The organism is Rathayibacter sp. AY1D5, assembly GCF_002932515.1.
Classification (GTDB): Bacteria; Actinomycetota; Actinomycetes; order Actinomycetales; family Microbacteriaceae; genus Rathayibacter.
In genome coordinates, this window is sequence record NZ_PSVU01000003.1 from 1 (window position 1) to 18,306 (window position 18,306).

Sequence of the window (18,306 nt, forward strand, 5' to 3'; positions counted from 1 at the left end):
GGAAGACAGGACTAAAGACTGTCGGAGCTGACCGGTACTAATAAGCCGATAACTTGATAATCACTACACTCATACCGTTGTAAAGGCTGGTAGGAGTGGTCAGAGATTGCTCGCGTCCACTTTGTGGTTCCCAGAAGACGGGCACCCCGCATCCTCCTTCGGGAGGTGCGGAACAATTGAATACACGCACGGCGTGTAACCCAGATTTGACCATGTGCCCTCGGGTGCGTGTGTCGCCAGGGTTACGGCGGCCATAGCGAGAGGGAAACGCCCGGTCACATTCCGAACCCGGAAGCTAAGACTCTCAGCGCCGATGGTACTGCAGGGGGGACCCTGTGGGAGAGTAGGACACCGCCGGACACCATTCACGATGGCCACCCAGAAATGGGTGGCCATCGCTGTTTAACCGGTCGGTCTCTGTTCGAGGACGAACAGGAGCGGCCGGAGCGACGATGACCGTCGTCGCCCGACTCCGTAACGAGGAGCAGCGATGTCTCAGCACGACCCGACGCCCTCCCCGGAATCGAGGCCGCTCCAGAACGGCTTCGACCCCGTGGAGGAGCACGTCCTGTCAGACGAGCTCCTCCGGATCGAGCAGACTCCGCTCGACAAGAGGGCAGCCGGATACGTCCAGCTGCAGGAGCAGCTGCGCATCCGTCTCGAGAACGCGGACCGCGACCGATGACCGACGACTCGCGACTCGACTCGGCTCTCGCGGAACGGGGCATCGCCCGGTCCCGCACCCATGCCGCTCGGATGATCGCCGACGGTCTGGTGACGGTGGACGGCGTCCCTGCACTGAAGCCCTCGATCCGCGTCCGCGACGATCAGGACGTCGCGGTCGCCGGCCTCGACCACTACGTCAGCCGGGCCGCCCACAAGCTGCTCGCCGCCCTCGACACCTTCGCGACGGTGCGAGTCGCCGGCCGGAACGCTCTCGACGTCGGGGCGTCGACGGGCGGGTTCTCGCAGGTCCTGCTCGAGCGCGGCGCCGCCTCGGTGATCGCCCTCGACGTCGGGCACGCGCAGCTCGCTCCCCGGATCCGGTCCGACGATCGCGTCCACGTGGTGGAGGGGTTCAATGCGCGGGATCTCACCGCCGCCCGGCTCGCCGAAGCCGCCAGGACCGAGATCGTTCCGGACCTGGTCGTGTCCGACGTGTCCTTCATCTCCCTGCGGATGGTTCTGCCTCCGGTCGCCGCCTCTGTGGATCCGCTCGCTGACTTCGTGGTGCTGGTGAAGCCGCAGTTCGAGGTCGGCCGCTTGGGGGTGCGGGAGGGGATCGTCCGGGATCCGGAGCTGCGTCGCGAGGCCCTCTCGGACGTCCTGTGGTCGGCGTGGGACCTGGGGCTCGGCGTCGTCGGGCTGGCCGAGTCGCCACTCCCGGGGGGCGCTGGGAATCGCGAGTATCTGGCGCACCTCCACCGCGACCGCGGAACGATTCCGACAGAATGGAGGGACGCGGTCACCGCGCTCACCACCGGGTGACGCGATCGTGTCCGCCGCTGTCGACCGACCAGAAGGACACACCCTCGATGCAGTCCCCTCGTGACGAGCGCAACATCCTCGTCGTCGCCCACACCGGACGGACGGACTCCCTCGATGCGGCGGTCCTCGTCGTCGAGCGTCTCCGGAACTCCGGCGCCCACCCCGTCCTCTGCGCCGACGACAAGGGCGACATCGTCGCGGTCGCTCCGGATCTGAGCGACGTCGCCGTGCTCGGGTCCGACGTGCCGCTCGAGTCCATCGAGCTCGTGTTCGTGCTCGGCGGGGACGGGACTATCCTCCGCGCGGCGGAGATCGTCCGGTCCGGGACGGCCCCTCTGCTCGGCGTGAACCTCGGTCACGTCGGGTTCCTCGCCGAGAGCGAGCGGGACGATCTCGACGACGCCGTCGCCCGTGCGCTCGACGGCGACTACGCGGTCGAGGAGCGGATGACCCTGCAGGTGCGCGTCAAGATCGACGAGGCCGTCGTCTACGAGACCTGGGCGCTCAACGAGGCCACCGTCGAGAAGGGCAGCCGCGAGCGGATGCTCGAGGTCATGGTGGGCGTCGACGGACGGCCGCTGTCGAGCTTCGGCTGCGACGGCATCGTCGTGTCCACTCCGACCGGTTCCACCGCTTACGCCTTCTCCGGAGGCGGCCCCGTCGTGTGGCCGACCGTCGAGGCGATGCTCCTCGTTCCGCTCAGTGCCCATGCGCTCTTCGCGCGGCCCCTCGTCGTGGGTCCGTCGTCGAGCCTCGCCGTCGAGGTCAAGGAGAGGACCGACGGCGTCGGCGTCCTCTGGGCCGACGGCCGGCGCGCCTACGAGCTGCCGCCGGGAGCGCGCGTCGTCTACCGTCGCTCGCCCGTGCCCGTGCGCTTCGCGCGCCTGCACGACGCCCCCTTCACCGATCGACTCGTGCACAAGTTCGGTCTCCCCATCCGCGGATGGCGGGGGTCGGCGGAGACGGAGTAAGGCCCGATGCTCGAAGAGCTGCAGATCCGCGACCTCGGAGTGATCGCCGAGGCGACGCTCCCGCTCGGACCGGGCTTCACCGCGGTCACCGGCGAGACCGGCGCCGGCAAGACGATGGTGGTCACGGCGCTCGGCCTCGTGCTGGGCGCGCGCTCGGACGCGTCCGCGGTGCGCTCGGGAGCGAAGCAGGCCTGGGTGTCGGGGCGCTGGCTGGTCCCCGAGGAGGGCCCGGTCGCCGAGCGCGTCCATGACGCCGGCGGTGATCTCGACGGCCCGGAGCTGCTCCTCGCGCGGTCGGTCTCGGCGGAGGGACGCGGGCGAGCCGTCGTCGGCGGCCGGAGCGCACCTGTCAGCGTGCTGAGCGAGCTCGCCGATCAGCTGGTCGTCGTGCACGGGCAGTCGGACCAGATCCGCCTCCGCTCCGCCGCGGCGCAGCGCGAGGCGCTCGACCGGTTCGGGGGACCCGGTCTCGCCGACGCCCTCTGCGACTACGCGAGCGCCTTCGAGCGCTGGCGGGCCAACCGGGAGGAGCTCGACTCGCTCACCGAGGCCCGGGAGACGCGCGCCCGCGAAGCCGAACGGCTCCGCTCGGCCCTCGCCGAGATCGAGGTGGTCGCCCCCCAGCGCGGGGAGGACGTCGAGCTCGCGGCGCAGTCCGCCCGGCTCGGGAGCATCGAGCAGCTCCGGCTCGCCGCCGGCGAGGCCCGCGAGGCGATCTCGTCCGAGGAGCTGGACGGGCGGGACGCGCTCGGGCTCCTCGAGACGGCGCGGCGCGTGCTGGAGCGGGCGGCCGAGCACGACGCCGCCCTGCAGCCGACGGTCCAGACGCTCGGCGAGGCGGCGGTGCTCCTCGTCGACGCCGCCGGCGGGCTCTCCTCCTACCTGGCGGAGCTCGACCTCGACGGCGCGCACGACCTGGAGCTGATCGAGAACCGGCGGGCGGAGCTGTCCCTGCTCGCCCGCACCTACGGACCGACGCTGGACGACGTGCTCGACCTGGTGGACTCCTCCGGACTCCGCCTGCTCGAGCTCGACGGCGACGACGAGAGGATCGCGGCTCTCGAGGCCGACACCGCGGCCGACGCGGACCTCGTCGACCGCCTCGCGACCCGGCTGACCGAGCTGCGGACCGCGGCGGCCGCCGAGCTGGGGGAGCGGGTCAGCGACGAGCTCACCGCGCTGGCCATGGCGGATGCGCGCCTGCACGTGAAGGTGACGGCCGCGGGGGAGCCGAGCGTCCACGGGCGCGACTCCGTCGAGATGCTGCTCCAGCCGCACACCGGGGCCGCACCCCGGCCCCTCGCCCGCGGAGCCTCGGGCGGCGAGCTCTCGAGGGTGATGCTCGCGATCGAGGTCGTGGTCGCCGCCAACGACCCGGTGCCGACGTTCGTCTTCGACGAGGTCGACGCGGGGGTCGGCGGAGCAGCGGCGATCGAGATCGGCCGACGGCTCGCGCGGCTCGCCGAGACGTCGCAGGTCATCGTGGTGACCCACCTCGCGCAGGTCGCCGCATTCGCCACGAACCACCTCCGCGTCGAGAAGGGCTCGGACGGCGCGGTGACCTCGAGCGCCGTGACGCAGCTCGACTCCGAGGAGCGGGTGTCCGAGATGGCGCGCCTGCTCTCGGGGCTCACCGACTCCGCCAACGCTCTCGCTCATGCGCGGGAGCTCCTCGAATCGAGCCGACGGGGCTGATCGCGAGCGGCCCGGGACGACATCGATCCGTCCCGGGCGGTCCGCCGCCGCCGTTCTGCTGTTACGGTGGAACCCCGTGGTGGACTTTACGAACGCGGGCCTTTCCTCTTCTTCTCCCTCGGATCCCGAGGGCTCCTCCGGGTCCTCGACCCGGAACGCTTCGACGGCCGGGCAGGACGCCCCCTCGAAGATCACGAAGCACATCTTCGTCACCGGCGGTGTCGTCTCCTCGCTCGGCAAGGGACTCACGGCCGCGAGCCTGGGCAACCTGCTGACCGCGCGCGGGCTGCGCGTCGTCATGCAGAAGCTCGACCCGTACCTCAACGTGGACCCGGGGACGATGAACCCGTTCCAGCACGGCGAGGTCTTCGTGACCGACGACGGCGCAGAGACCGACCTCGACATCGGCCACTACGAGCGCTTCCTCGACATCAACCTGAACCAGGCCGCGAACGTCACGACCGGCCAGATCTACTCGAGGGTCATCGCGCGCGAGCGCGCCGGCGAGTACCTCGGCGACACGGTCCAGGTCATCCCGCACATCACGGACGAGATCAAGCGGCGCATGCGCCTCCAGTCGGAGGACGACCCGCAGCCGGACGTCATCATCACCGAGATCGGCGGCACCGTCGGCGACATCGAGAGCCAGCCGTTCATCGAGTCGGCCCGCCAGGTCCGCCACGAGCTCGGCCGCCGCAACGTCTTCTTCGTGCACGTCTCGCTGGTGCCCTTCATGGGCGCCTCCGGCGAGCAGAAGACCAAGCCCACCCAGCACTCCGTCGCGGCGCTGCGCTCGATCGGCATCCAGCCGGACGCCCTGGTGCTGCGGAGCGACCGGCCCGTCTCGGAGTCGAACAAGCGCAAGATCGCGCTGATGTGCGACGTCGACGAGCAGGCCGTAGTCAACGCCAAGGACGTCGCGTCGATCTACGAGATCCCGCAGATGCTCAACGAGCAGGGCCTCGACGCCTACATCATCGACCAGCTGGGCCTCCCGGCCGGCGAGGTCGTCTGGGACGGCTGGTCGCGACTGCTCGAGGCCGTGCACGAGCCCAAGCACGAGGTCACCATCGGTCTGGTCGGGAAGTACATCGACCTGCCCGACGCCTACCTCTCCGTGACGGAGGCTCTGCGAGCCGGGGGCTTCGCGCAGCAGACGAAGGTCGCCATCCGCTGGATCGCCTCCGACGGGCTCGAGGACCCCGAGGCTGCGGCCAAGGCGCTCTCCGAGCTCGACGGCATCTGCGTGCCCGGCGGCTTCGGCATCCGCGGCATCGAGGGCAAGCTCGGCGCGCTGCGCTTCGCGCGGGAGAACGGGATCCCGACGCTCGGGCTCTGCCTCGGCCTGCAGTGCATGGTCATCGAGTACGCCCGCAACGAGGCCGGCCTCGAGGGGGCCTCGTCGTCGGAGTTCGATCCGGAGACGGAGTTCCCCGTCATCGCGACGATGGCCGAGCAGGTCGAGATCCTCGCGTCCGGGGACATGGGCGGCACGATGCGCCTCGGCCTCTACACGGCCGAGCTCGCCGAGGGCTCGATCGTCGCCGAGGTGTACGGCGCACCTGAGGCTGCCGAGCGCCACCGTCACCGCTACGAGGTCAACAACCGCTACCGCGACCGGATCGCCGAGGCGGGGCTCTGGTTCTCGGGCCTCTCGCCCGACGGCCACCTCGTGGAGTACGTCGAGCTGCCCCGCGAGAAGCACCCCTACTACGTGGGCACGCAGGCGCACCCGGAGCTCCGCTCGCGCCCGAACGCCGCGCACCCGCTCTTCCGCGGCCTCGTGACCGCCGCCCTCGAGCGCCAGGAGGCCTCGCGCCTCTTCCCGGCATCGGAGGCGGGCGCCGATGAGTGAGCCGCTGTCGGACGAGCTCGTCGAGCCGGAGGTCCTGACCAGTGAGCGCGTCTTCGACGGGATGGTCTGGGGCGTCCGCGCGGAGACGTTCCGCTATGGCGGCGGCGAGCTGCGCCGGGAGTTCCTCGATCACACGGGAGCCGTCGCGGTGCTGGCCCTCGACGACGAGGGCCGCGTCGCCCTGATCAAGCAGTACCGGCACCCGGTCCGCACCCGCGAGTGGGAGATCCCGGCCGGCCTGCTCGACGTCGAGGGCGAGGATCCGCTGGTCGCCGCTCAGCGGGAGCTGGGCGAGGAGACGGACCTGCAGGCCGAGCGCTGGGACCTGCTCTCGGAGTTCGCCACCTCGCCGGGCGGCAGCGACGAGGTCATCCGGATCTACCTGGCCCGCGGGCTCTCGTCCACCGGCTCCGCCTTCGACCGCGAGGCGGAGGAGGCCGACATGGAGCTGCGGTGGGTGCCGCTGGACGAGGCGGTCGAGGCGGTCCTCGCCCGCCGGGTGCAGAACCCCTCGCTGACGATCGCGGTGCTCGCGGCGCACGCGTTCCGCTCGCGCGACTGGGACGGGCTGGGCGACGCGTCCTCGCCGTGGACGCGCCACCCGCGGGTCCGCCACCCCCGGGGGTGAGCCCCCGCGCCTGCGCCGAGGCGTACCTCCGGCAGGCGAGCGTGGAGCGCGGGCTCTCGGCGCACACGCTCGCGGCCTACCGGCGCGACCTGGAGCTCTACCTCGGCTGGCTCGAGGAGCGCGGGACCGTCGATCTGGCGCAGCTCGGACGCGTCGACGTGGGGGAGTTCTCCTCCTGGCTGGCCGCACGCCCGGAGCGGCCGCTCGCGGCGAGCTCGCGCGCACGGATCCTCTCGAGCGTCCGAGGGCTGCACCGCTTCGCCCTCGAGGAGGGGGTCGTCGCGGACGACGTGGCCCGGGACGTGCTGCCGCCGAAGATCCCGATGACCCTGCCGAAGGCGGTCACGGTCGAGCAGATGGCGGCGCTGCTCGACGCTGCGCGCGGCGAGGAGCTCGCGGACCTGCGGGACCGGGCCCTGCTGGAGCTGCTCTACGCGACGGGCGCGCGCATCTCGGAGGCGGTGGACCTGAACGTCGACGACGTGGTCGCCGCGGAGGTGGTGCGGCTGACGGGCAAGGGGTCCAAGCAGCGGATGGTGCCGCTCGGCCGCTTCGCCCGCGAGGCGGTCGACGAGTACCTCGTGCGTGCGCGGCCCGAGCTCTCGCGGAGGGGGCGCGCGACGCCGGCGCTCTTCCTGGGGGTCCGCGGGAGCCGCCTGTCGCGGCAGAGCGCCTGGCTGGTCATCCGCGCCGTCGCCGAGAAGGCTGGGCTGGACCGGGAGATCTCGCCGCACACCTTCCGGCACTCCTTCGCGACCCACCTGCTCGCGGGCGGCGCCGACGTCCGCGTGGTGCAGGAGCTCCTCGGGCACGCCTCGGTGGCGACGACGCAGATCTACACGCTGGTGACGGCGGACACGCTCCGGGACGTCTACACGTCCGCGCACCCGCGAGCGCGGCGCTAGAGCCGCGGACCCGCGCGGCGGGGCGCGGCGGCCGGGGAGCGGGGCGCCGGTACACTCGTCGGAGGCCGCGCGGGAGCGCACGCCGCCACGGAAGCGAGGACGACGCAGGTGACACGCAAGACGGACGACAAGGCCGAGCTCACCGGTCTCGAAGCCCCGACGCTCGGCCCGACCGGCCGCCCCCTGCGCGACTTCCCGCTGCCGGTGGAGCTCACCGGTCACGGCCCCGCCCGGATCATCTCGCTCTGCAACCAGAAGGGCGGCGTCGGCAAGACGACGACGACCATCAACCTGGGCGCGACCCTCGCCGAGTACGGCCGCCGCGTGCTGGCCATCGACTTCGACCCGCAGGGCGCCCTCTCGGCCGGCCTCGGGGTCACCACCTACGACGCCATCACGATCTACGACCTGCTCCTCGGCACCGTGAAGGACCCGGCCGAGGCGATCCGGAGGACCCGCGTGCCGGGCCTGGACGTCATCCCGGCCAACATCGACCTCTCCGCCGCCGAGGTCCACCTCGTCAACGAGGTCGCGCGCGAGCAGATCCTCGCCCGGGTGCTCCGCAAGGTGAGCGCGGACTACGACGTCATCCTGATCGACTGCCAGCCCTCGCTGGGCCTGCTCACGGTCAACGCGCTCACCGCGAGCCACGGCGTCCTCATCCCGCTCGAGTGCGAGTTCTTCGCGCTGCGCGGCGTCGCCCTGCTGATCGAGACGATCGACAAGGTCCGCGACCGGCTCAACCCGGTGATCGAGCTCGACGGCATCCTGCCCACGATGTACGACTCCCGCACCCTGCACTCGCGGGAGGTGCTCGACCGGGTGGTCGACGCCTTCGGCGACAGCGTGCTCGAGACGGTGATCGGCCGCACGGTGAAGTTCCCGGACGCCAGCGTGTCCGGCGTCCCGATCACCCAGTTCGCGCCCGAGCACAACGCCGCGAAGGCGTACCGCAAGCTCGCCAGGGAGCTGATCTCGCGTGGCGCGGTCGCCTGAGGTCCTCCTCGAGGAGCGCGCCGCTCCCCCCGGGTTCCACCTCGCGCTGACCAACTTCGAGGGTCCGTTCGACCTCCTGCTGAGCCTCATCGCGAAGCAGCAGGTCGACATCACCGAGATCGCGCTGAGCGCCGTGACGGACGAGTTCCTCTCGTACCTGCACGGGATCGACTCGCTCGAGGGGCTGGATCGCGCGTCGGAGTTCCTCGTCGTCGCCGCGACGCTCCTCGACCTGAAGATCGCCGGACTCCTGCCCCAGGGCGAGCTCGTCGACGCCGAGGACGCGGCGCTGCTGGAGGCGCGAGACCTGCTGTTCGCCAGGCTCCTGCAGTATCGCGCCTTCAAGCAGGTGTCGTCGTGGTTCGCCGAGCGGATCGCGATCGAGACCGCCCGCCACGTGCGGGACGTGCCTCTGGAGGATGAGTACCGGTCCGCGAAGCCGGAGCTCGTCTGGACCCTGTCGCCCGCCGACTTCGCCGCCCTCGCGACCGTCGCCCTCGCTCCGCGCGAGCTGCCGACGGTGGGCCTGGACCACCTGCACGCCCCGCAGATCAGCATCCGGGAGCAGGCCGCGCACGTCGTGGCGATGCTGTGCGCCCGCGGGAGGGCCACCTTCGGCGAGCTGATCGCGGACGCCGACGAGAAGGGCGTGATCGTCGCGCGCTTCCTGGCCGTGCTCGAGCTCTACCGGCACGCCGCGATCTCGTTCGACCAGCCGGAGCCGCTCGGCGAGCTCACGCTGCGCTGGGTCGCCGAGCAGTGGAGCGATGCGAGCCTCGCCGCGCTCGGAGCCGACTATGACTCCTGACGCCGGCCCCGGGACCGTCGCGTTCGAGATCGACCGGGCGATCGAGGCGATCCTGATGGTCGCGGACGAGCCGCAGCCGCTCGCCTCCCTCGCGACCGCGCTGTCGAGGCCGATCGCCGTGGTCCGCCAGTCGATCGAGCGCCTGGTCGCCGACTACGACGGCGCCGACGGGGCGATCCGCCGGGGCTTCGAGCTGCGCGAGGTCGGTGCCGGCTGGCGGATCTACGTGCGCCGCGAGTACGACCCGGTGGTCAAGGACTTCGTCCTGACGCAGAACCCGACGCGGCTCTCGCAGGCGGCGCTCGAGACGCTCGCCGTGATCGCCTACAAGCAGCCGGTCTCGCGCGGTCAGGTCGCGCAGATCCGCGCGGTCAACGTCGACTCCGTCGCGCGCACCCTCCTCGGCCGCGGCCTCATCGCGGAGGTCGGCCACGACCCCGAGACGGGCGCGGTCCTCTACGGCACCACCGAGCAGCTGCTCGTGCACCTCGGCCTCACCTCGCTCGACGAGCTGCCGAAGATCTCCCCCCTACTGAGCGACGGAAGAGACGGATTCGATGAGCGCGCCTGACAGCGGCCCCGACGGCGAACGACTGCAGAAGGTCCTCGCGGCAGCGGGGGTCGCCTCCCGACGAGTGGTCGAGGAGATGATCGTGGCGCGGCGGATCCGCGTCAACGGCGAGGTGGCGGACGAGCTCGGCCGCCGCATCGATCCGGCGACCGACCGGATCGAGGTCGACGGGGTCGCGGTGCAGCTGGACACCTCGCGCCGCTACGTCATGCTCAACAAGCCGATCGGCGTCGTCAGCTCGCTGGCGGACGAGAACGGACGCACCGACCTCAGCCTCTACACGAAGAACTTCGAGGAGCGGCTGTTCAACGTCGGGCGCCTCGACGCCGAGACCTCGGGACTTCTGGTGCTGACCAACGACGGCGAGCTCGCCCACGTCCTCGCGCACCCGTCGTTCGGAGTGACGAAGACCTACATCGCGAAGGTGCACGGGCAGGTCCTCCCGCAGACGATCGCGACGCTGACCTCCGGGATCGAGCTCGACGACGGACCGGTGGCCGCCGACAAGGCGCGTCTCCTCGGCCGGCCGGAGGGCCGCTCGAACGCCTCGCTCGTCGAGATCACCCTGCACTCCGGTCGCAACCGGGTCGTCCGCCGGATGATGGCGGCGGTCGGCCACCCGGTGATCGAGCTCGTCCGGCGCCAGTTCGGGCCGCTGCACCTGGGCACCCTGCGCTCGGGCGATCTGCGCGACCTGACCCGGGAGGAGCTGGGCGCGCTGCTCACGATCGCGCGGCAGGGCGGCGAGGCGGTGGCGGCCGCTCCCGCGGTCCCCTCGAAGAAGGCGAGCGCGGGTGCGCGGCGGCCCCGGCCTGACAGCGGCAAGCGCGTCGCCCCGGCGGAACGCGGCTCGGCCGGGCGATCCTCGGATCGCGGCGGATCGTCCGGACGGTCGTCCGACCGCAGCGGCTCGGCGGGACGGTCGTCCGACCGCGGCGGCTCGGCGGGACGGTCGTCCGATCGCGGCGGCTCCTCCGCCGGCGGCGGGCGGAGCGACGGTCCTCCGCGCCGGTCCGGCGCCGACAAGCAGCGCCGCGCCGATCGCTAGGCTGTCGGGGTGAACGAGCTCCTGCACCCCGCGCCGCCCGCGATGCGGACGACCGGGACGGTGCGGGTGGTCGGCTCCGGACTGCTCGGCGCCTCCATCGGCCTCGGCCTCGCCTCCCGCGGGATCGACGTCGTCCTCGACGACGCCTCGCCCGCGAGCCTCTCCCTCGCCATCGACTACGGGGCCGGCCGCGCCGCCTCCGCCGACGACCGGCCCTCCGTCGTCGTCGTCTGCGTCCCCCCTGACGTCACCGCGAGCGTCGTCGAGCGCGAGCTCGCGGCGCACCCCGGAGCCGTCGTCACCGACGTGGCGAGCGTCAAGACCCAGCCGCTGCGCGAGCTGCGCTCCCGCGGCGTCGACCTCGCCCGCTACATCGGCTCGCACCCGATGGCCGGCCGCGAGCGCGGCGGACCGGTTGCCGCGCGGGGAGACCTCTTCGTCGGCCGGCCCTGGGTGATCTGCCGCGACGGCGAGACCGCGCCCGACGCGCTCGCAAGGGTGGAGGGCCTCGCTCTCGACCTCGGCGGCACCATCGTCGAGATGGACCCGGAGGAGCACGACCTCTCGGTCGGCCTCGTCTCGCACGCCCCGCAGGTGATCTCGTCACTGCTCGGCCAGCGCCTCCTCGACGCCCCGAACGCGGCGCTCCGCCTCGCCGGGCAGGGCGTCCGCGACGTCTCGCGCCTGGCGGCCTCGGCCCCCGAGCTCTGGATGCAGATCCTGGCCGCGAACCGCGAGCACGTCGTCGCGGTGCTCGACGCCTTCCGCGACGACGTCGCCGCGGTCGCCGACGCTCTCCGCGACCTCGAGGCGCCCGGCTCGCGCCGCGTGCTCGCCGAGCACCTGGCCGCGGGCAACGCCGGAGTGGCGCGCCTGCCCGGCAAGCACGGCCAGGACCAGCGCTTCTCGACCCTGATCGTCCTCGTCGACGACTCTCCCGGAACCCTCGCGCGGCTCCTGGTGGAGATCGGCGAGGCGGGCGTCAATCTCGAGGACGTGCGCCTCGAGCACGCGCAGGGGCGCCGAGTGGGTCTCGCCGAGATCTCGGTGGTGCCCGAAGCGGTCGCGCCGCTGACCGAAGAACTGACCATACGCGGCTGGAGGATCGCCGGATGAGCACCGAGCAGAACAGGCAGGAGGGCGGCCTGAACAGGATGACGCCCGCCCGCCGGGCACAGCAGAGCATCCCGGAGGACGGGGGCGCGGCTCCCGAGCGCGAGGCGCGCTCCGAGGCCGCCGAGCAGGGCGACTTCGGCGAGGCCGTCGTGGTCGCCATCGACGGCCCGGCCGGCAGCGGCAAGTCCAGCGTGTCGAGGGCTGCCGCCCGTCGCCTGGACTTCGAGTTCCTCGACACGGGAGCGGCCTACCGCGCGCTCGCCTGGCACGGGCTCGACCGCGGCCTCGACTTCGAGGACCAGGACGCGATCGTCGACGCGCTCGACGGCTTCGACTACTCCATCGGCACCGACCCCGAGTCGTACTCGGTGTGGGTCGGTCCGACCGAGGTGACCACCGCCATCCGCGAGCCCCGGGTGACCGCGCGCGTCTCGGCCGTGGCGAAGGTCCCCGAGGTCCGTCGGAGGATCACACTGCTGTTCCGGAGGATCATCGGCGAGACGCGTCGGGAGGGCATCATCGTCGAGGGCCGCGACATCACGACGGTCGTCGCACCGACCGCTCCGGTCCGGATCCTGCTGACGGCGAGCGAAGAGGCTAGAATGGCCAGGCGTTCGCGCGAGGTCACCACGGAATCCGCCGAGGCGACGGGTCAGGCGCTGCGGTCGAGGGACCGCGCCGACTCGCAGGTGGTCGACTTCATGAACGCCGCAGAAGGAGTCACTCTTCTCGACTCCACTCATCTCGACTTCGAGCAGACCGTCGACGCGGTCGTCGCCGAGGTCCGAACTTCGAGAGCAAGGGCCGGTCATGGCACAGGACACGCACGTCGGTGACGACGAGCTGAACTTCGGAGACGACGACCTCGTCGAGCGCCTCGGCGACCTCGACGAGCAGCTCGCCTCCTCACGCGCGCAGGCGCTCCGCAGCGGACTCGAGGACTACGACCTCGACGAGGAGGACCTCGACCTCCTCGAGTTCGCTGGGGAGGACTCGGACGAGGTCCGCTACCTCCCCGCCCTCCCGGTCGTGGCGATCGTGGGCCGCCCCAACGTCGGCAAGTCCGCGCTGGTGAACCGCATCCTCGGCCGCCGCGAGGCCGTCGTCGAGGACACCCCGGGCGTCACGCGCGACCGCGTGTCCTACAAGGCGGAGTGGATCGACCGGGCGTTCACCATCGTCGACACCGGCGGCTGGGAGCCCGACGCCCGCGGCATCGACGCCTCCGTCGCCATGCAGGCCGAGATCGCCATCGACCTCGCCGACGCCGTCATCTTCGTCGTCGACGCGAACGTCGGCGCGACCGCGACCGACGAGCACGTCGTGAAGCTGCTGCGCAAGACGAAGAAGCCGGTCTTCCTCGCCGCGAACAAGGTGGACGACGCCCGCCAGGAGCCGAACGCCGCCTCGCTGTGGTCGCTCGGCCTGGGCGAGCCCCGCCCCGTCTCGGCCGTCCACGGCCGCGGCGTCGCCGACCTTCTCGACGCGGTGCTCGAGAAGCTCCCTCTGGAGTCGGCCGTCGCCAAGCGCGAGGTCGGCGGACCGCGCCGCGTCGCGATCCTCGGCCGCCCGAACGTCGGCAAGTCCAGCCTGCTCAACAAGGCGGCGGGGGAGGAGCGGGTCGTCGTCAACGAGCTCGCCGGCACCACGCGCGACCCGGTCGACGAGCAGGTCGAGATCGCCGGCAAGGTCTGGCGCTTCGTCGACACCGCGGGCATCCGCCGCCGCGTGCACCTCCAGCAGGGCGCCGACTTCTACGCGTCGCTGCGCACCTCGACCGCGCTCGAGAAGGCCGAGGTCGCCGTCGTCGTCCTCGACGTCTCGCAGCCGATCTCGGAGCAGGACGTCCGCATCATCGACCTGGTGCTGGAGTCGGGCCGGGCGCTCGTGCTCGCCTTCAACAAGTGGGACCTCCTCGACGACGAGCGCCGCCGCTACCTCGAGCGCGAGATCGAGACCGACCTCGCCCACGTGGCGTGGGCGCCCCGCGTCAACATCTCGGCCCGCACCGGCCGCCACCTCGAGAAGCTCGTGCCGGCGCTCGAGCTCGCCCTCGAGTCGTGGGACACGCGCATCCCGACGGGCAAGTTCAACGCGTTCCTCGCCGAGCTCACCGCGGCGCACCCGCACCCCCTCCGCGGAGGCAAGCAGCCCCGCGTGCTCTTCGGCACGCAGGCCTCGTCCCGCCCGCCGACATTCGTCCTCTTCACGACGGGGTTCCTCGACCCGGGCTACCGCCGCTACATCGCGCGCCGCCTGCGCGAGATCTACGGCTTCCAGGGGTCGCCGGTGAACGTCAACATGCGCGTCCGCGAGAAGCGCGCGCGCTGAGCGCAGCCGCACCGTGTCCGGCCCGTGGGAGCTCCTCCCGCGGGCCGTCCGCGTCTCCGGGAGGAGCGGTCGTCGAGTCGAGGGGCGGATGCCGCTCCGATGCGGCTCGATCGAGCGGGTCGGCCTCGTCGCGAGCGGGAGTGACGGGCGGCGCGGTGCTGCCGAAGGCCCAGCGGCCTCCCTCGAACCGGGCGGTCGTCTCTCCGATCGGGCGTCGGCAGGGCCGGGAGGCCGGTCAGTCGCCGGTGGCGAAGGGCCACCACGGCGGCAGGAGCCGTCGGTAGGCGGCGAGGTAGCTGCCGGGGTCGCGGGGCGCGGGCAGGCGGAGCCACTGCTCCATCAGGCCGACGGAGCCCGCCGCGAGGAACGAGGCCGTCGCGTCCTCGAGGAACCCGAGCGGTGCTTCCGCGGCCGGCACGTCGAGGATCCCGGTGTCGAGCGTCGCGGAGACGGCGGTGCGGAAGTGCCCCGCGAGCATCGAACGGAGGCCCGAGTCGCCGCCGGGGGCGTCGAAGGCGCGGAGGTAGAGGTCGCGGTGGCCGTCCAGGTGGCCGAGGACGCGGGAGGTGCCCTCGCGGATGCTCGCGTCGGTCGTGGCGCCGCTCCGGAGCTGCTGGAGGTAGCCCTCGCGGATCGCGTCGAGCTCGTCCTGCAGGGCTGCGCAGAGCAGTTCTGCGGCGGAGGAGGCGTGGGCGTAGAAGGTGGAGCGGTTCACGCCGGCGAGATCCGTGATCTCGGAGACGGTGAGGGTGGCGACGTCGCGGCCGGTCGCGAGTTCGATGATGGCCCGGTGCAGGGCCACCTGTGATCGCTTCTGCCGCGCATCCACTGCTGACGCCTCCCGAGCTGCCGACGGCGCGTCGACCCGTGCCGACGCGTTCCGCGCAGCGAGTCTACGGGGCCCGCTCGTTTTCACTTCCGGCGTCGGCATCCGCTAAGGTAGTCGAGTTGCCCGGGCCTCGGCCCGGTCTGCCACGGGCTGTGGCGCAGCTTGGTAGCGCACTTGACTGGGGGTCAAGGGGTCGCAGGTTCAAATCCTGTCAGCCCGACGGAAAGCCCTGATGAGACCACTGGTCGTCGTCAGGGCTTCCGTCGTTTCCGGGCCTCGTCGTGAGGCTGCGGGCCGCTCACCGGAGCGCTGCGGCGACCTCGGCGAAGGCCTCGCGACGTCGGGCGGAGCGCGCCTCCCGCTCGGCGGGATCCCGTGTCCAGAGCGCCTGTCGCGACGGGTGGAAGGTGCGGATCACCGTGAGGCCGCGCTCGCGCTCGATCGCCGGGTGCCGCCTGAGGAGGCGCCGCCAGCCGTGATCGGCGTCGCCGCCCTGCAGGAGGACCACCTCGACGTCGGGGGCGAGCGCGAGCAGATGCAGGACGGCCTCGACGCCGGCGTCGAGCTGGTCGGCGTTCGGCGCCTGGTTGATGTACCAGGGGTAGGCGTTCCACGGCAGCAGGTCGACGGGGGCGAGGCCCACCTCGTCCATCAGCCCGGCCATGAGCTCCGCCGTCGGGTCGTCGTTCTCGGTGCAGAGGAAGCCGCTTCCGATGCCGTCCTGAGTGGCGGGGCCGGGATCGCGGAGGACGCTGAGGGCGCGCGCCTCCACTCCGCCGTGCAGGGGCGCGACGTCGGGCAGCCAGCCGCGTCCGTAGGGGTTCCGCAGCTCGTCGACCCAGCAGTTCACGGGAGCCACGTGCGGTGCGTAGCGCTGCTCCCACTGGGCGCGGCGGAAGGAGAGGTCGGCCATGGAGCGGGGCATGTCCGCACCCTAGAGGGTGACCGGGGCGGCGCGGCACCCTTCCTGGTCGTCGGCCGTGCCGGCGGCGTCCGGACTGAGAAGCCGGAGCGGCATGCACGGCGTCTCCCCGACCGCCCGCAAGGGCGGCGGCAGGCCGGCTCCCTAGCGTCGGTGGACGTGACCCACTCCGCTCCGCTCGCCCGCTGGTGGCGCGAACCCTGGTGGGCGCGGCTCACCCTCCTCGCGATCCTGTGCGGATCGACGGTCCTCACCGGCTGGAATCTCGCCCGGGGCGGAGACGCCGTCTTCTACGAGGCGGCGGCACGGTCGATGTCGGAGTCGTGGCACGCGCTGGCGTTCGGAGCCTTCGATCCCGCCGCCACGGTGACGCTGGACAAGCTGGCGGGGTTCGCGGTGCCGCAGGCGCTGAGCATCCGGCTGTTCGGCATGTCGACGTCGTCGATCGCGCTGCCGCAGCTGATCGAGGGGCTGATCACGGTCGCGGCGTGCTCGGTCGTCGGGCTCCGGTGGGGCGGCCGGGGGCTCGGGCTGGTCGCGGCGGCAGCGGCGGCGAGCACGCCGATCTTCGTGTCGATGTTCGGGCACCCGATGGAGGACGGGCTGCTCACGGCGGCACTCGCCGTGGCGCTGGTGTGGTGGCAGCGCGCGGTGCTGACCGGGCGGTGGTGGCCGCTCCTGATGACCGGGCTGTCCATCGGGATCGGCTTCCAGGCGAAGATGATGCAGGCCTGGTTCGTCCTGCCGGCGCTCGTGGTGGCGACTCTCGTCGGGGTGCACGGGTGGCGCCGAGCCCTCGCCTGGGCGGGCGGGCTCCTGGCCGTCGCGGTGGGCGCCTCCGTGGCGTGGACGGTCGCGATCCAGGCGGTGCCCGCGGGCGACCGGCCGTACATCGACGGGTCGACGGGGAACGACGTGTTCGCGATGGTGTTCGGATTCAACGGGCTCGACCGGCTGATCTCGGGCGCGGTGCCCGGCTCCGTCGTCGCGTCCGCCCACGTCGCGGCGATGGGCGGAGCGGCGGGATCGTCGCCGGTGAAGCTTCTGCTCGCGCAATACGCGACCCAGGTGGGCTGGCTGTACCCCGCGGCGCTCGCGGGGCTGATCCTGGGGGCGGTGCGCTGGCGGCCGCGGCGGGGAAGCACCCGCGGTCCGTTCGCCCTCCTGGTCCTGACCGCGGTGTGGCTGGCGACGGCGGCGGCGGTGCTCTCGGTGGCGACGGTGCCGCACACCGCCTACGTCGCGGCGATCGGAGTGCAGCTGGCGCTCCTCGCGGCGCTGGGCTGGGCGGAAGCGGTGCGGCTGCTCGCGTCGACCCGGGTCGTCGCGCGGCTGGTGCTGCCGCTCCTCCTCGTCGCGCAGACGGCGTGGAGCGCGGTGCTCGCCGTGGGCGGGCAGCTGCCCGCGGTGCTGGGCCTGCCGTTCGCGGCGCTCGCCGGAGCAGGGCTCGTCGTGGTCGCGGCGGCGGCGCGGCGACGGAGGGGCGGTGCGGTGGAGCGAGCGGTCGGGAGCCGGAGGGAAGTGGCCCGGCGTCGTCCCGTCGCGCTCGCGGCAGCGGTCGTGATCCTGGCCGGGCCGGTCGCGTTCAGCCTGCAGGTGCTCGATGCGTCCCTCGACGGGTCGGGCGGGGACGCGCTCGTCGGCCTGCGCTTCCCGCAGCGGGCCGAGACCTCGGCTCCGTTCGCGGTCTCGTCGCCGGACGCGGTCGGCGGGCACGACTCGATGACCGCCGACGAGACCGGCCTGGTCGCCGCCGCTCGTGCCGCCGGCGGCGGGGTGGACGGGGCGCCCCTGTTCCTCACCGACTCCTGGGCGATCTCGGCGCCGATCATCACGGCGACCGGCGCGAGCGTGCTCACCGACGGCGGCTACTCCGGCCAGGCGCGGGTCTTCACCGAGCAGGACGTCACCCGGATGATCGCGGCAGGACGCACGCCTCTGCTGGTGCTGAAGAACTCCGCTCCGCCGACCGAGTCGGTGCGGAAGGCCGCAGTGGCGGACAGGTGCACCGAGCTGCAGGAGTGGGGGCCGGCGGCGACGGAGTCGGGGGAGCACGACTCCGCGGTCACCGGGTTCTCCTTATGGAGGTGCGGACCGGTGCCGCAGAGCTCGGCGGGCGGGGTGGCGGCTGTCGGCCGGTGAC

General features: G+C 72.4%; 16 protein-coding genes, 1 tRNA gene, 1 rRNA gene and 1 pseudogene. 17 read left to right on the plus strand and 2 right to left on the minus strand.

The features are described 5' to 3' along the window. The first annotated feature begins 243 nt into the window (after nt 1-243). The 15 genes and pseudogenes from rrf to der all read left to right on the plus strand — a co-directional run bounded on the left by rrf (nt 244) and on the right by der (nt 14,412). Nucleotides 244-360 (plus strand): 5S ribosomal RNA (rrf, locus tag C5C82_RS01435). A gap of 130 nt (nt 361-490) precedes the next feature. After that, entirely contained in the window at nt 491-685 is a 195-nt protein-coding gene (locus C5C82_RS01440; RefSeq protein ID WP_104295617.1) for a hypothetical protein, read from the plus strand. Then, nucleotides 682-1,488: a TlyA family RNA methyltransferase gene (locus tag C5C82_RS01445; RefSeq protein ID WP_104250717.1), complete on the plus strand. Its 807-nt coding sequence runs from the start codon at nt 682-684 to the stop codon at nt 1,486-1,488. The genes C5C82_RS01440 and C5C82_RS01445 overlap by 4 nt, the downstream gene beginning before the upstream one ends. Before the next feature lie 47 nt (nt 1,489-1,535). Then, nucleotides 1,536-2,459, plus strand: a complete 924-nt coding sequence (locus tag C5C82_RS01450) for an NAD kinase (RefSeq protein WP_104222498.1) — start codon at nt 1,536-1,538, stop codon at nt 2,457-2,459. 6 nt (nt 2,460-2,465) lie between these two features. Beyond that, entirely contained in the window at nt 2,466-4,154 is a 1,689-nt protein-coding gene (recN, locus tag C5C82_RS01455; protein WP_104295618.1) for a DNA repair protein RecN, read from the plus strand. A 190-nt stretch (nt 4,155-4,344) separates the two neighbouring features. Beyond that, nucleotides 4,345-6,009 (plus strand): CTP synthase, encoded by a 1,665-nt coding sequence (locus C5C82_RS01460; RefSeq protein ID WP_104222604.1) that lies wholly within the window; start codon nt 4,345-4,347, stop codon nt 6,007-6,009. Next, the gene (locus C5C82_RS01465) at nt 6,002-6,637 is read left to right on the plus strand and encodes an NUDIX hydrolase (protein ID WP_104354506.1); all 636 of its coding nucleotides are present in this window, start codon (nt 6,002-6,004) and stop codon (nt 6,635-6,637) included. Before C5C82_RS01460 ends, C5C82_RS01465 begins: the two co-directional genes overlap by 8 nt. Then, nucleotides 6,634-7,542, plus strand: coding sequence for a site-specific tyrosine recombinase XerD (gene xerD, locus C5C82_RS01470; protein WP_104292433.1), 909 nt, complete (start codon nt 6,634-6,636; stop codon nt 7,540-7,542). The genes C5C82_RS01465 and xerD overlap by 4 nt, the downstream gene beginning before the upstream one ends. Nucleotides 7,543-7,650: 108 nt before the next feature. Next, nucleotides 7,651-8,538 (plus strand): ParA family protein, encoded by an 888-nt coding sequence (locus C5C82_RS01475; protein WP_104222502.1) that lies wholly within the window; start codon nt 7,651-7,653, stop codon nt 8,536-8,538. Further along, complete coding sequence (locus C5C82_RS01480; protein ID WP_104354507.1) at nt 8,522-9,346, plus strand: ScpA family protein; 825 nt, start codon at nt 8,522-8,524, stop codon at nt 9,344-9,346. The genes C5C82_RS01475 and C5C82_RS01480 overlap by 17 nt, the downstream gene beginning before the upstream one ends. After that, on the plus strand, nt 9,336-9,917 hold the full coding sequence (gene scpB / locus C5C82_RS01485; RefSeq protein ID WP_104238575.1) for an SMC-Scp complex subunit ScpB: 582 nt from the start codon (nt 9,336-9,338) through the stop codon (nt 9,915-9,917). Before C5C82_RS01480 ends, scpB begins: the two co-directional genes overlap by 11 nt. Continuing rightward, nucleotides 9,904-10,662: pseudogene (locus C5C82_RS01490) on the plus strand (pseudouridine synthase); the annotation flags it as partial. The gene scpB and the pseudogene C5C82_RS01490, both read left to right, overlap by 14 nt. Before the next feature lie 345 nt (nt 10,663-11,007). Next, nucleotides 11,008-12,081 (plus strand): prephenate dehydrogenase, encoded by a 1,074-nt coding sequence (locus C5C82_RS01495; protein ID WP_104222605.1) that lies wholly within the window; start codon nt 11,008-11,010, stop codon nt 12,079-12,081. Next, on the plus strand, nt 12,078-12,917 hold the full coding sequence (gene cmk, locus C5C82_RS01500; protein WP_244230649.1) for a (d)CMP kinase: 840 nt from the start codon (nt 12,078-12,080) through the stop codon (nt 12,915-12,917). The genes C5C82_RS01495 and cmk overlap by 4 nt, the downstream gene beginning before the upstream one ends. After that, entirely contained in the window at nt 12,892-14,412 is a 1,521-nt protein-coding gene (der, locus tag C5C82_RS01505) for a ribosome biogenesis GTPase Der (protein WP_104222506.1), read from the plus strand. Before cmk ends, der begins: the two co-directional genes overlap by 26 nt. 235 nt (nt 14,413-14,647) lie before the next feature. Here der and C5C82_RS01510 read toward each other — a convergent pair whose 3' ends face one another. Beyond that, nucleotides 14,648-15,214, minus strand: coding sequence for a TetR/AcrR family transcriptional regulator (locus C5C82_RS01510; RefSeq protein WP_104267427.1), 567 nt, complete (start codon nt 15,212-15,214; stop codon nt 14,648-14,650). 173 nt (nt 15,215-15,387) lie between these two features. On the opposite strand from C5C82_RS01510, the gene C5C82_RS01515 reads away from it, so the two are divergent. Then, a tRNA-Pro gene (locus C5C82_RS01515) sits at nt 15,388-15,461 on the plus strand. A 78-nt stretch (nt 15,462-15,539) separates the two neighbouring features. Here the strand turns inward: C5C82_RS01515 and C5C82_RS17915 are convergent. Next, nucleotides 15,540-16,166, minus strand: coding sequence for a uracil-DNA glycosylase (locus tag C5C82_RS17915; protein WP_104354508.1), 627 nt, complete (start codon nt 16,164-16,166; stop codon nt 15,540-15,542). Between the two features lie 156 nt (nt 16,167-16,322). Between C5C82_RS17915 and C5C82_RS01525 the strand changes: the two genes are divergently transcribed. Then, nucleotides 16,323-18,305: a glycosyltransferase family 39 protein gene (locus tag C5C82_RS01525; protein ID WP_104354522.1), complete on the plus strand. Its 1,983-nt coding sequence runs from the start codon at nt 16,323-16,325 to the stop codon at nt 18,303-18,305. Nucleotide 18,306 lies beyond the last annotated feature (1 nt).